General features: G+C 39.5%; 8 protein-coding genes. 5 read left to right on the top strand and 3 right to left on the bottom strand.

Features of this window, described 5'->3' with window-relative positions; all coding sequences use genetic code 11:
* Positions 1–7 precede the first annotated feature (7 nt).
* From OZX60_06465 to leuS, 4 genes are all read left to right on the top strand, one after another.
* On the top strand, positions 8–1,861 hold the full coding sequence (locus tag OZX60_06465) for a proline--tRNA ligase (protein ID WEV45073.1): 1,854 nt from the start codon (positions 8–10) through the stop codon (positions 1,859–1,861).
* Between the two features lie 68 nt (positions 1,862–1,929).
* The gene (locus OZX60_06460; protein WEV45072.1) at positions 1,930–6,315 is read left to right on the top strand and encodes a PolC-type DNA polymerase III; all 4,386 of its coding nucleotides are present in this window, start codon (positions 1,930–1,932) and stop codon (positions 6,313–6,315) included.
* A gap of 92 nt (positions 6,316–6,407) precedes the next feature.
* The gene (locus OZX60_06455; protein WEV45071.1) at positions 6,408–7,370 is read left to right on the top strand and encodes a ribose-phosphate diphosphokinase; all 963 of its coding nucleotides are present in this window, start codon (positions 6,408–6,410) and stop codon (positions 7,368–7,370) included.
* Positions 7,371–7,516: 146 nt separating this feature from the next.
* Positions 7,517–10,030 (top strand): leucine--tRNA ligase, encoded by a 2,514-nt coding sequence (gene leuS / locus OZX60_06450; GenBank protein ID WEV45070.1) that lies wholly within the window; start codon positions 7,517–7,519, stop codon positions 10,028–10,030.
* A 50-nt stretch (positions 10,031–10,080) separates the two neighbouring features.
* Here leuS and OZX60_06445 read toward each other — a convergent pair whose 3' ends face one another.
* Positions 10,081–10,836, bottom strand: a complete 756-nt coding sequence (locus OZX60_06445) for a glycerophosphoryl diester phosphodiesterase (GenBank protein ID WEV45069.1) — start codon at positions 10,834–10,836, stop codon at positions 10,081–10,083.
* Positions 10,837–11,008: 172 nt separating this feature from the next.
* Here OZX60_06445 and OZX60_06440 point away from each other — a divergent pair, with 172 nt between their 5' ends.
* Positions 11,009–11,410, top strand: a complete 402-nt coding sequence (locus OZX60_06440; GenBank protein WEV45068.1) for a CopY/TcrY family copper transport repressor — start codon at positions 11,009–11,011, stop codon at positions 11,408–11,410.
* Positions 11,411–11,426: 16 nt separating this feature from the next.
* Here the strand turns inward: OZX60_06440 and OZX60_06435 are convergent, their stop codons facing one another.
* The gene (locus OZX60_06435; GenBank protein WEV45067.1) at positions 11,427–14,036 is read right to left on the bottom strand and encodes a YfhO family protein; all 2,610 of its coding nucleotides are present in this window, start codon (positions 14,034–14,036) and stop codon (positions 11,427–11,429) included.
* A 113-nt stretch (positions 14,037–14,149) separates the two neighbouring features.
* Entirely contained in the window at positions 14,150–15,145 is a 996-nt protein-coding gene (locus OZX60_06430; GenBank protein ID WEV45066.1) for a 2-hydroxyacid dehydrogenase, read from the bottom strand.
* Positions 15,146–15,176: the final 31 nt, after the last annotated feature.

Genomic DNA, 15,176 nt, shown 5'->3' with positions numbered 1-15,176 from the left:
TATATAAATGAAACAATCGAAAATGCTAATCCCAACCTTAAGGGAGATGCCAAGTGATGCCCAGGTAATTAGCCATGCCCTTTTAGTACGTGCAGGTTATATCCGCCAAATCTCAGCAGGAATTTACTCATATCTTCCTCTTGCCAATCGTGTTCTTGAAAAATTTAAGAATATCTTGCGCGAGGAATTTGAAGCCATCGGAGCTGTTGAGCTTCTTGTACCTGCTCTTTTAACAGCTGACTTATGGAAGGAAAGTGGTCGTTACCATACTTACGGAGAGGATCTTTACAAGCTTAAAAATCGTGATAACTCAGATTTTATCTTGGGACCAACTCATGAGGAAACAATGACAGCCCTTGTAAGAGATGAAATTACTTCTTACAAAAAATTACCGCTAAACATCTATCAAATTCAACCAAAATACAGGGATGAAAAACGTCCACGTTATGGTCTTTTAAGGGGCCGTGAGTTTATCATGAAAGACGGTTACAGCTTCCATTCAAGCTATGACAGTCTAGATGAAACTTATAACGACTATAAAACAGCCTATGAAAATATCTTCAGTCGTGCCGGTCTTAACTTTAAGGCAATTATCGGTGACGGTGGGGCTATGGGAGGAAAAGATAGTCAGGAATTCATGGCCATAACCCCAAGCCGTACTGATCTTGACCAGTGGTTAATCCTTGATAAAAGTATCGCTTCTTTAGATGAGATTCCAGAGGAAGTTCTTAACAACATTAAGGAAGAATTAACCTCATGGCTTGTTGCTGGTGAGGATACTATTGTTTATGCTGATGGTGGAGATTATGCTGCCAACCTTGAAATGGCAACAAGTGAATTTAAAAAATCAAATTCATATACTGAGCCTCTTGAGCTTGAAAAAGTAGCGACACCTGATGTTAAAACAATTGACGAAGTATCAGCCTTCTTGGACCTTCCAGTTGATACAACTGTTAAAACCTTACTTCTTGTAGCTGATGAAAAACCAGTTGTTATTCTTTTACGCGGGGATGACGAACTAAACGAAGTTAAACTTACTAACCACCTGGGAGCAAGTGATCTTCGTCCAGCAACAGAAGATGAAGCTGTTACATTATTTGGAGCTCACTTTGGTTCTCTTGGGCCAGTTGGTCTTAAGGAAGGCACTTATGTAATTGCTGACCGTTTAATTGAAACAATGGATAATGTTGTAGTTGGAGCAAATGAAGATGGCTTCCACTATATTAATGCCAACCGTGATCGCGACTTCGAGGTTTCAGAGTATGTTGACCTTCGTACAGCCAAAGAAGGTGAAGTGTCACCTGATGGACGTGGTAACTTAAAATTTGCCCGTGGTATTGAAATTGGTCATATCTTTAAACTTGGAACTCGCTACAGTGAGTCAATGGATGCTAAGGTTCTTGATGAAAATGGCCGTGCAATTCCAATCATTATGGGTTCATATGGAATTGGTGTCAGCCGCATGCTTTCAGCCATCCTTGAACAATTTGCCCGTGTTTATGTTGAAAAAACACCAAAGGGTGATTTCAAGTATAGCTGGTCAATCAACTTCCCTAAAGGTCTTGCACCATTTGATGTGCATTTGATTCCAGTGAATACTAAGGATGAGGCAGCCGTCGAATTAACTAATGAACTTGAAAGCAAGCTTCGTGAAGTTGGTTATGAGGTTTTAGTTGATGACCGTAATGAACGTGCAGGTGTTAAATTCGCTGATAGTGATTTAATTGGACTTCCAGTGCGTGTTACCGTTGGTAAAAAAGCAAATGAAGGAATTGTTGAAGTTAAGATTCGCTCAACTGGTGAAACAATTGAGATTAACAAGGATGAATTAATCGATACAATTAAAATTTTAAATAAATAAGTAAGGGGAGTTAAAAGTAATAAAATAATTATTTTTAGCTCCTTCTTGCCTTTACATGAGGAAAATAAATGAATGAACTTTTTGAAAGGTTGATGGATCAGATAAATCTCCCCTTAGAGATTAGACAATCAGCTGATTTTTCAGGTGCCGACATTGCGAACGTTGAAGTTCATACAATCAGTAATTTGTGGCACTTTTACTTAAAGTTTCCAAGACTTTTAAGGGTTCAGGATTACAAATCTTTAAAGGGTCATTTGGAAGAAGCTTTTAGTAATATTGCAAGGATTAAATTAACTGTTTTAGCAGAAGATGCAAGTTTTTCTGATGAGGACTTAAATGATTACTATCCTTTAATTTTTGGTGAGGAAGGATGCAGTAGTCCGTCATTTTCAAATATCTTTGAAAATTATAAGCTTTATTCGGAAAATTCAAAGGTCTATCTTGTAACAGCGGATTTATCTAATCTCAAATACTTTGAAGATAAGTACCTACCTTTAATGGAAGATGCCTATAAAAATTTTGGGTTTAAGGACATAAAAATTTTTACTAGGGTGGATCAAGATTTATCAATGAAGCTTGCCAAAAAGCATGAAAAACAGGTAACCGAGGCAACTAATAATCAGCTCCAAAAAATTAAAAGTCAGGCGCTTAGTCAACCTCAAGTTCCTGCAGCCAGTAAAAAAGAGAAGAAGGGATCGACCCCTACAATTTTTCAGATGGGCCGGGAGATTAAATCAAATGAACTCCTAACTCAAATGGTTGAAATTACAACTGAGGAAAATCGCCTAATTTTTGAAGGGTATGTTTTTGATGTTGAAAGGAAAACGACTAGAAATGGACGTCATCTTTTAATTTTTAAAATGACGGATTATAGTTCTTCTTTTGTCGTTCAAAAATGGGCCAGAAATGATGATGAGGCCAAGGTTTTTGATTTATTAAAGACTGGTATGTGGGTTAGAGCTCGGGGTAATGTTGTTATGAACACCTTTACAAGAGATCTGGTCCTTGAAGCCCAAGACCTAATTGAAGTCAAAAAGAAGGCTAGAATGGACCTTATGCCTGATGATGAAAAACGAGTTGAATTTCATGCCCATACAAATATGTCTACCATGGATGCTATTGAGTCAGCTGGGGCTTTGGTTGAAAGGGCAGCAAAATGGGGCCACAAGGCCATAGCCATTACAGACCATGCTGGTCTTCAGGGTTTCCCTGAAGCCCATAGTGCTGGGAAAAGAAATGGGGTTAAGATACTTTACGGGGTTGAGGCCAACCTGGTTGAAGACAGGGTACCGATTACCTACAATGAAGATGATTCGAGCCTAAGTGATTCAACTTATGTTGTTTTTGACGTGGAAACAACAGGACTTTCGGCAGTTTATAATAAACTTATTCAAGTCGCTGCCAGTAAGATGTACAAGGGTAATGTCATTGAAGAGTTTGATGAATTTATTAACCCAGGGCATCCCTTAAGTGAATTTACAACTCAATTGACAGGAATTACAGATGATCATGTCAGAAATGCAAAACCACTTAAACAGGTTCTTGAAGACTTCCAGGAATTCTGCCAGGGTTCCATTTTAGTGGCCCATAATGCAAGCTTTGACGTAGGTTTTATGAATATTAATTACTCGCGTAATAATTTACCGGAGATTACTCAGCCAGTAATTGATACCCTTGAATTCGCAAGAAATCTTTATCCTGAATACAAGCGCCATGGTTTAGGACCTTTGACCAAACGCTTTGGTATAGCCCTTGACCACCACCATATGGCCAATTATGACGCCGAAGCTACAGGTAGACTTCTATTTATCTTCCTAAGAGACGTAGCTGAAAAATTTGGGGTAAGTAAAATTTCCGAACTAAATACCAAGGTGGTAGCCAAGGATTCTTATAAGAAGGCACGAGTTAAGCATGCTACAATTTATGCCCAGACCCAGGCTGGTCTTAAAAATCTTTTCAAGCTGGTTTCCTATTCAAATGTTGACTATTTTGAAGGGGTAGCAAGAATTCCTAAAAGTGTCCTTGAAGCCCATAGGGAAGGTCTTTTGGTGGGATCAGCCTGCTCAGAGGGTGAAGTCTTTGATACGGTTACAACTAAGAGTTTTGAAAAGTCACTAGAGGTTGCAAGTTTTTATGATTTTATTGAAATCATGCCCCCATCTGTGTACAAACCACTGATAGCCAAGGAAACAATCAAGGATGAAATGGAGCTGCAGGATATTTTGAAGCAGCTTGTAAAGCTTGGGAAGACCCTAGGAAAGCCTGTACTAGCTACAGGAAACGTTCACTATCTAGATAAGACTGATGCCCTTTACAGGGAAATAATTGTTAGGTCTCTGGGTCCTGGGGCTATGATTAACAGGCCGATAGGACGCGGGGAAAAGGCCATGCCTGCAGATCTTCCAGATGTTCATTTTAGAACAACCAATGAAATGCTTGATGAGTTTTCATTTTTAGGGGAAGAGCTGGCCCGTGAAATTGTAATTGAAAATACACAAAAGATGGCTGATAGCTTTGAAGAAGTGACCCCTGTTAGAAGTGATTTGTATACTCCTTATATTGAGGGAGCAGAGGAGGAAGTGGCAAGACTTACCTATGAAAAAGCTCACGCCCTTTACGGTAATCCCCTCCCCGATTTGGTTGATCTTAGGATTGAAAAAGAGCTCAATAGTATTATCGGTAACGGATTTGCTGTAATCTATCTAATCTCCCAGCAGCTAGTAGAGCGGTCTAATGACCGGGGCTATTTGGTTGGAAGTAGGGGATCTGTGGGTTCAAGTTTTGTAGCTACTATGATTGGAATTACTGAGGTTAATCCCTTAGCTCCCCATTACATGTGTCCTAACTGCCAGTACTCTAAATTTTATGATGAAGGTCAATACGGATCAGGCTATGACATGCCAGAAAAGGATTGTCCCCAGTGCGGAACCAGGCTTAATAAAGACGGCCAGGATATTCCCTTTGAAACCTTCCTAGGATTTTACGGAGATAAGGTACCTGATATCGATTTGAACTTCTCAGGAGAAGATCAGGCCAGTGCCCACTTGGATGTTCGGGATATTTTTGGAAAAGATTATGCCTTTAGGGCAGGAACCATAGGTACAGTTGCTGATAAAACAGCCTATGGCTTTGTTAAGGGCTATGAAAGAGATTACGGTAAATACTATAGGGCAGCAGAAATTGATAGGCTATCACAGGGAAGTACTGGAGTTAAAAGGACAACAGGTCAACACCCAGGGGGAATTATTGTAATTCCTAATTATATGGATGTTTACGACTTTTCACCTGTCCAGTATCCAGCAGATGATTTGAATGCTGAATGGCAGACCACTCACTTTGACTTCCATGCCATCCATGATAATATCCTAAAACTTGATATCCTGGGTCATGATGATCCGACCATGATTAGGATGCTGCAAGATCTTTCTGGAATTGACCCTTCAACCATTCCACCTGATGATCCAGATGTTATGAAGATCTTCTCAGGGACTGAGGTTCTTGGGGTTACACCCGAGCAGATTTTTTCAAAAACGGGAACCTTTGGGGTACCTGAGTTCGGGACAAGTTTTGTTCGCGGTATGCTTGAAGAAACAAAACCTAAAACCTTCGCTGAACTTTTGCAGATTTCCGGATTATCACACGGAACTGACGTTTGGCTAGGTAATGCCCAGGAGCTTATTAAGGCAAAAATTGCTAACCTAAGTGAGGTAATCGGTTGTCGGGATGATATTATGGTTTACCTTATCCATGCTGGTCTTGAAGAGGGGATGGCCTTTAATATCATGGAACGAGTGCGTAAGGGTGCTTGGAATAAGATGGATGAGGCGGAGCGAGATAAGTATCTAGCGGCCATGAAGGAAAATAATGTTCCAGAATGGTATATCGAATCTTGTAGCAAGATTAAATATATGTTCCCCAAGGCCCATGCGGCAGCTTATGTTCTCATGGCCCTTCGTGTTGCCTACTTCAAGGTTCATTATCCTATCTTTTACTATTCAGCCTACTTTTCAATTAGGGCCAAGGCCTTTGATCTGAAAACAATGGGAAGTGGTCTTACAGAAGTTAAGGCTAAAATGGCTGAAATCCGTGAAAAGGATAAAAATTATGAGGCAACGAAGGTCGAAAAAGATCTTTACGGAACCCTAGAACTTTGTAATGAAATGCTTGAACGTGGCCTTAAATTTGGTAAGCTTGATCTTTATAGAAGTGACGCAACAAACTTCATTATTGAAGGGGATACCTTAATTCCACCATTTAGAGCCATGGACGGTCTAGGCGAATCAGTTGCCTATCAGATTGTTGAAGCCCGCAAAAACGGAGAATTTTTATCGAAAACAGAGCTTAGAAAAAGGGCAGGTGTTTCTCAGACTTTGGTTGAAAAAATGGATGAAATGGGAATCCTTGGCAATATGCCTGAGGATAATCAACTGAGTCTCTTTGATGATTTATTTTAAAAGCTAGATTTTTAATGAAACTTTAACTAACAAGAACTTGAAAATTTATGTAAATCAACGTAAAATAGAAGCTAGAAATCGCGGAGGATGTAATGAGTTATTCAGATTTAAAGTTATTTGCCTTAAGTTCAAACAAGGATCTTGCCCAAAAAGTTGCTGACAACATGGGTATTGAGCTTGGAAAATCTACAGTTAAGCAATTTTCTGATGGAGAAATCCAAATCAATATTGAAGAAAGTATTCGTGGTTCACACGTTTACATCCTTCAATCAACTTCAGCACCAGTTAATGACAACCTGATGGAACTTTTAATCATGGTTGATGCCCTAAGACGTGCTAGTGCTGAAACAATCAACATTGTTATGCCTTACTATGGTTATGCTAGACAGGACCGTAAGGCACGTGCGCGTGAGCCAATCACATCTAAACTTGTAGCTGATATGCTTCAAGTAGCTGGGATTGACCGCTTGCTAACAATTGACTTACATGCTGCACAAATTCAAGGTTTCTTTGATATTCCGGTCGACCACCTAATGGGTGCGCCACTTATCGCAGACTACTTTGATCGTCAAGGACTTTGCGGAGATGACGTGGTTGTAGTAAGCCCTGACCACGGGGGAGTGACTCGTGCAAGAAAACTTGCTGAGTTCCTTAAGACTCCAATTGCTATCATCGACAAACGTCGTCCTAAGGCAAATGTTGCTGAAGTTATGAACATCATTGGTTCTGTTGAAGGTAAGAAATGTATCCTGATTGATGACATGATTGACACTGCTGGAACAATTACTCTTGCTGCTGACGCCCTTAAACAGGTCGGAGCAACAGAAGTTTATGCATCATGTACTCACCCAGTTCTTTCAGGACCTGCGCTTGAGCGTATCGAAAACTCAGCCATCAAACAATTAGTCGTAACTGATACAATCTATCTACCTGAAGATCGCAAGATTGACAAGATTGTTGAAATTTCAACTTCAGGACTTCTTGCTGAAGCGATTATTCGTATTCACGAGAAACGTCCACTTTCACCACTATTTGAAGCACCACACAAGTTTTAAAAAATAAAAGGAGATAGTCTTATCATGAGGCTATCCTTTTTGTTTGTCTGGGTAATTATCTTTGAATATTTTAAATAGATTATGGCAATTTTCAGGCTATTTGTGTTAGAATAAAAATATTAAATTAATTGATAATGAGGAAAACTATGAACTACAATCATCAAGAAATTGAGCAGAAGTGGCAAAAGTACTGGGCTGACAACCATACCTTTAAAACTGGTGAAAAACCAGGTGCCAAAAAATTCTATGCCCTAGACATGTTTCCGTACCCATCAGGAGCAGGTCTTCACGTAGGACACCCTGAAGGATATACAGCTACTGACATCCTAAGCCGCTACAAGCGTGCCCAAGGTTATAATGTCCTTCATCCAATGGGTTGGGATGCTTTTGGTCTACCTGCTGAACAATATGCTATTGATACTGGAAATGATCCAGCTATTTTTACCCAACAAAATATTGATACCTTTAAGGGTCAAATCAATTCCCTTGGTTTCTCTTATGACTGGGACCGTGAAATTAATACAACTGATCCAAACTACTACAAGTGGACCCAGTGGATTTTCACAAAACTTTACGAAGAAGGACTTGCCTACGAGGCTGAAGTGCCTGTAAACTGGGTTGAAGAGCTTGGAACAGCTATCGCAAATGAAGAGGTTCTTCCTGATGGAACCAGTGAACGTGGTGGATATCCGGTAGTTAGAAAACCAATGCGCCAGTGGATGCTTAAAATTACAGCCTATGCTGAACGTCTACTTGAAGACCTTGATGAGCTTGACTGGCCTGAGTCAATCAAGGAAATGCAAAGGAACTGGATTGGTAAATCAACTGGAGCTGATGTAAACTTTAAAATCAAGGGCTCAGATCGTGACTTTACAGTCTTTACAACTCGTCCTGATACTCTTTTTGGAGCAACTTATGCTGTAATGGCACCAGAGCATGCCCTGGTTGACCAAATTACAACTCCTGAACAGGCTGAAGCTGTTGCTGAATACAAACGTATTGCATCCCTTAAATCTGACCTTGCCCGTACAGACCTTGCCAAGGAAAAAACTGGGGTCTTCACTGGTGCCTATGCTATTAATCCAATTAATGGTCGTGAAATTCCAATCTGGATTGCTGACTATGTTCTTGCAAGCTACGGAACAGGTGCTATCATGGCCGTTCCTGCTCACGATACTCGTGACTGGGAATTTGCTAAACAATTCGACCTTGATATTATTCCGGTTCTTGAGGGTGGAAATGTTGAAGAAGAAGCTTATACTGAAGATGGTATTCACATCAACTCAGGTTTCCTAGATGGTCTGAACAAGGAAGAAGCCATCAATCGTGTTAATAGCTGGTTAGAGGAAGAGGGAGTAGGATCTAAGAAGGTTACCTACCGCTTACGTGATTGGCTATTTAGCCGCCAGCGTTACTGGGGTGAACCAATTCCAATCATTCACTGGGAAGACGGAGAAACAACAGCTGTTCCAGTTGAAGAGCTCCCACTAGTTCTTCCAAAAACAAATGATATTAAGCCCTCAGGTACTGGTGAAAGCCCCCTAGCAAATATTACTGAATGGGTAAATGTAGAAGACGAAAATGGCCGTAAGGGACGCCGTGAAACTAATACTATGCCTCAGTGGGCTGGTTCAAGTTGGTACTACCTTCGTTACATTGATCCAACAAATACAGAAGCTCTTGCTGATCCTGAAAAAATTAAGGAATGGCTACCAGTAGATATTTATATTGGAGGAGCTGAACATGCCGTGCTTCACCTGCTTTATGCTCGCTTCTGGCACAAGTTCCTTTATGATTTAGGAGTAGTTCCAACTAAGGAACCTTTTGCCAAACTGTTCAACCAAGGTATGATTCTTGGAACAAGCTACCGCGATTCAAGGGGAGCTCTTGTAGCAAGTGATAAGGTTGAAAAACAAGGGGACAAGTTCATTCATATCGAAACTGGTGAGGAGCTTGAACAAGGTCCAGCTAAGATGAGTAAATCGCTTAAGAATGTTATCAACCCTGATGATGTTGTCCGCGAATACGGAGCTGATACCTTAAGACTTTATGAAATGTTCATGGGACCACTTGATGCTTCAATCGCTTGGTCTGAAGAAGGACTGGACGGAGCTCGTAAGTTCCTTGACCGTGTATGGCGTCTTTATGTGACTGAGGACGGAGCTCTTCGTGATAACATTAAGGACGAAAACGATGGAAGCTTGGACAAGGTTTATAATGAAACAGTTAAACTTGTAGGGGATCACCTAGAAAACCTTAAATTTAATACAGCAATCAGCCAGCTAATGATCTTTGTCAATGCAGCTAACAAGGCTAAGGTCTTCCCACTTGAATATGCTAAAGGATTCATCCAACTTCTAGCTCCAATTGCACCTCACCTAAGTGAAGAGCTGTGGGCTAAACTTGGTGGAACTGAAGGAATTTCATACGTTGCCTGGCCAACCTATGATGAATCTAAACTTGTAGAGTCTGAAATTGAAATTGTTCTTCAAGTTAACGGTAAGGTTAAAACTAAAGCCGTTGTTGCTAAAGACTTATCTCGTGATGAACTTGAAGCCCTAGCTCTAGCAAATGATGAGATTAAGGCAAATATTGAAGGTAAAACAGTTAGAAAGGTTATTGCTGTACCTGGAAAACTTGTAAATATTGTTGCCAACTAATAAAGCTAAAGCAAATAAAAAGGACCTAGGTCCTTTTTATTTGCTTGCTTTTAATTTTCCATTCTTCTTCCTGTAAAGTAGTCGGCCTGATCAGTGAAAATACCATCAACCCCCCAGTTAAAGAGTTGGTTGGCCCGGGACGGATCATTTACCGTCCAAACATTGACCTTGTAACCACGATCTTTAATTTCCTTGACCATTTCATAGGTAAGAAGTTCATTTTCGAGGTGGACTGTTTTTGCGCCGCAGGCATCTGCAATTAGTTGCCAGTCTGGATACAAGGTATGTCTTTCAAAGAGGATGGCGTATTCATATTCAGGAGCAATCTGCTGCATCTTGGCCAGCATAATTGAATTAAAGGATGAGATTAAAATCTTAACCTCAGGATCAATCTGGGCCAAAAGTTTTTTAAGTTTTACCACCAAATTATCAGCCAGAAGGTTTCCACGGGGACCAGAAATTCCCTTTAGTTCAAGGTTTAGATTGATTTTACTGTCATTAATAAAATCTACCAAATCCTCCATCCGGGGTAATTTTTCCCCCTTAAATTCTTGGGAAAACCAAAAGCCTGCATCCAGATTTTTAAGGTCCTGATAGGATGTCCTTGCTACCTCACCATGTAGGTTTGTTGTTCGGTCTAAAAAATCATCATGGATAATAACTAGTTCACCGTCACTTGTAGATGTGACGTCTGTTTCAAACCATTTTATATTATAATCCTTTAATAGCCTAAAAGATGCCATAGTATTTTCAGGAGCCTTAAGAGGAAGCCCCCTATGGGCAAAAATTATTTTATCTTCGTACATATTTCTCCTATTCATAAGTTTTATTAAGTTCTGAATACCTGATTTACCTACATTATAGCGAATAAGTTTCTTAAATAAAAGGAAACAGCTATTGCCTTTAAGGGTTAAACCGATACCTTGACAAAGAACATTTACAGCTGTAAACTTGTTATAAAGATAGAGGAGGTAGAGCATGATTAATACAATTAGTGATGCAGAATGGGATGTTATGCGGGTCATTTGGACTAACGGTTCAGCCACTGTTGACGATGTTGCCAGCAAAATTGATCCAAGCCACGGTTGGCAGCTTTCAACCATAAAAACCCTTCTTGGTAGGCTAGTAAAAAAAGAGATGCTTTCCACTCAAAAGGAGGGGCGAAGGTATATCTATTCAGCTAGACTTTCTGAGGGTGAAGCGGCCCGTGAAATGGCAGATGAACTCGCTGATAAAATTTGTACCAAACAAAGGGTGCAGGCTATTGCAGAGTTGATTAAAATTAGTGATTTTACTGAAGCTGATCTCGAAATCCTAAGGGATGCCTTAGATCATAAGACAAGTGAGGTCATGGTTAAATGCAATTGCATTTTTGATTAAAAGAAAAAGAGAAGGATTATTTTCCTTCTTTTTTCTTTTTATATTTATCAAGTAGATAAGAGGTAAAACTCCCCTCATAGAGGATAAAGGTGCTTATGCCCAGAATGAAAGCCACAAGTCCAAGTTTAAATCCTTGAGGTAGGAATTTTAATTTGACTGTGTGTTCACCAGCAGGAGCCTTAATTTTCATAAAGCCAGTTTGGGCCTGCTCGATAGTCACCTTTTTACCGTCAACAAATGCAGTCCAACCTTGATCATAGGGAACAGTTAGAAACAAGTCACCGCTAGTCTTGGCATCATAGTCAACGCTTAGGCCATTTTTAATGACCTTGACATCAGTTTTATTAGAATTTATTTTTTCAATGGCCTTTTGATAGTTTTCAACATCCAAGGCCCAAAGTTGGGTCTTATCAAAGGAGATATTATCATTATTTGGCACGGTTAACTTAAAGTCAATCGGTGTTGAGGTATCATAATAACCTAGATTGAAGAAAGCACCAGTATTTAAAGGATTAAAGGTATAAGACCTATCGTTTATGGTAAGTTTTATATCCTTGCCCTTATCACCAGAAAAGCTGATATTAGGCATCTTTAAATAGAGTTGTTTCTTGGCTGGTGCAGTGATTGAATAGGAGAAGGATAGCTCCGTTTCACTATCTTTTTTCCTAAGGGTAACCCGGGTATCATTTGCACTGATATTTCCTGAAATGCTCTCGCTTCCTTTAGCTTGACTGCTGAAATAGTTAAGATCCAGGCCTGAGAGCTGGTTGAGCATCTTGGTTTGATTTTCAAGGGCTTCGTTTTCTACTAATTCAACGTCCTCATAACCTCCTGCAACAAAAATAGCAGGATTTAGGGCCAGGGTGTTTTCCTTTAGTTTATCAAAATCGGTATCTTCAAAACCATATTTGTTTTCTTGTAGGTTGTTGGTGATATTATATTTAATGGCAAAAATTCCGTCACCTATCAGGGTATTATTTGGATATCTTAGATTTAAGTTTGTTCCAAGGGATTTAAATCCAAGCAGATTAAGGGTGCTACTTGATTTACGATTTCTGACACTTGAAAATTGGGCTAGGGAATTGTAATCATATTTCATTCCGTCATTGGCTGTGTCAGGTTCAAGATTTTCCATCCGGGTAAAGGTCTTAGAATCGAGACTTTTTGCCAAGGGATCAATCTTGTCGTATTGCTCATCATAGTGGGATTTTTTAGCGTATCCCCACTCGCTAGAAAGACCCTTAATTTGGTAGTAACTGTTAATACCTGTTTCTCCAATCATAAGAAAAAGGAGAGTCAGCATTAAAAGTTGGGTATTAATTTTCCTTTCTTTAAAGGCCCAGGCTAGAAGGAAATAGGCAAGTAGGAAGAATATTGTTAAGATGATATTGTATTTATTTAAAAAGTTATAGCGCTCACTTACCAGAACGTAGCTAAATCCGGTAGCTAAGAAGATAAACCCGTAGGTAATTGTCCGTTTACTGAATTCATTAATCCTGCTTAAGCTTTCAAGGGCCATAAGAACAATTAAGAGACTTAAGGTAAAGGAATAGCGGTGTAAAAACATATTAGGCGCGTGCATCCCCTGCCATAGAAGATCAAGCGCCTCTAAGTGGAAGCTTAGATTGATAAAGATCAAAAGAGCTAGATAGGCAAATTTTGTCTTAAGCGAGATGCTTTTGGCAAGGAAAAATAAGATGGCAAGGATTAGAGGAACCAGTCCGACATAAATCATAGGAATTGAACCATATTTAGTGGTATCAAAGGCTCCTAGAAAGTTTTTAGCAAAGAAATCAAAGTACCAACTTTTTTCAGTAAATAACCTAGTGATGGGGGTTAAGGCTTCACCGTTGATTTTAAGGTCAAGGTACATGGGAAGAATGGTTATCAGGGAGCTGATTCCAGCTAAAATTGATGTAAGTGAGAAGTCCCTAAAATTCTTAAGGAATTTTTTCCTGGTAAAATTAAAGGTTGATCTGGTCAGAAAGTATCCTACCAGAAAAATAGCCATCATAAATCCAAAGTAATAATTTTGAATAAAGAGAATGGTCAGGCTAATAAAATAGAGTTTTTTCTTGCCAGAATCCATGAGGGAGTGAAGCCCCCAAACAATAAGTGGCAGCCAGATGAAAACATCAAGCCACATGATAATCTCACTCTGACTACTTGAAAAACTCATGAGGGAGTAGGCTGTTGATAGGGGTAAAATAAGCCAGCTTGAAATGCCTTTATACATATTTTTAAAGCTTACAAAAGCTGTCAGCCCAATTGTCCCAAATTTTAAAAGGGTAAACAGATAGAGGGCATTAGGCATATTTTCCGCCGTGAAAAAATAGGTCAGGGGCATGAAAAAGCTACCCAAGTAATAGGATGAAAATGAATAGAGATTCAGTCCAAGACCACTGGTAAAGGTATAGAAAAAACCTTTACCAGAGTGCATGATATCCCGATAGAGGGAGTGGGCATTAACATACTGGTGGTAAGAATCTCCAGCTAGAACGGTCGTTCCCCCGTCCCAAAAAATGCCAAAAATTGAATAAATAACTGTAAGTAAAAAGGCCGGTACAAAAAAGCTTGCCAGAAGTGGTAGCTTATTTTCTTTAATAAATTCTGATAATTTTTTCATGGTATGATTATAGCAAAAAAATTAAAAAATTAACAAAGAAACCAAAAGAAATAGGTCTTAGCCAGGTTTTTAGGCCAGCAAAAAAGCAAGCTTTGGGCCTGCTTTTTTATTTATTAAATTAGATTTGGACAAGTTCCTGTGGTTTCAACATCATTAAAATTATCAAAGCTGATTTCAATCATATTTTTAAGGGCTTCGTCCGTATTTGACCCAATGTGCGGTGTAATAAGAACTCTTGGATATAGGTCTACCAGTTGTTCAGCTAGGCTATCAAGCATTGGATTTTCTGGTGAAAATTCCTTGAAAAAGATGCTTGTTTCGTTAGGCATAACGTCTGTTCCAAAGGCACCCAAGGTATTTTCCTGGAGGGCTTTTAAAATGGCCTCGTTATCCTGAAGTTCTCCTCTTGCTGTATTGATGAGGATGGCGTCATCTTTCATCTTAGCTAGGAAGTCCTGATTGACCAATTTATCATTTTTTCCAGGGAAGTAAGGAAGATGGAGGCTTACGATGTCACTTGTTTCAAGTAGTTCATCTAATTCTAAAAATTCAACAACCTCTTTAGCTTCATCAGACTGGTAAATATCATAGGCTACAACGCGTGCTCCAAGACCTTTGTACAACTTAGCTTCGACAAGACCGATTTTACCAGTTCCAAGAATCCCTACGGTACAGTTGCGGATTTCGCGACTAAACATTTGAGGGGTTACTGTAAAATTCTTTTGCGAAGTACGGTCAACAGTATAAGAAACATTTCTTAAAAGGCTCATCCCAAGAGTTAGGGCAAGTTCTGCAATTGCATTTGGAGAATACCCAGGAACACGCGCAACAAGTAGTCCCAATTCTTTTGCAGCATCTAGATCAATATGGTTAAATCCTACAGTTCTAGTGAAGACATAGCGAACTCCAAAGGACTTCATTTTTTCAAGATTTTCCTTGTCCGCAACACAGTTTCCGCGAAGTAAAACGGCGTCCTGCCCCTTTGTAGTATCTATATTATCATGGGTCAGTAAATCTTCGATTAAACTTAAATCATAGTTATATTTATTGAGTTTTTCAAAGTAGGGTTTTTCATTTGGTCGAACCCCGTAACATGCGATTTTTAACATAATGTAAACCTAGACCTTTCTGTCTTTAAGT

It is taken from the genome of Streptococcaceae bacterium ESL0687 (assembly GCA_029392475.1).
Classification (GTDB): Bacteria; Bacillota; Bacilli; order Lactobacillales; family Streptococcaceae; genus Floricoccus.
Note: the sequence above shows the minus strand (reverse complement) of the source record. Positions and strands in the feature narration are given on the sequence as shown.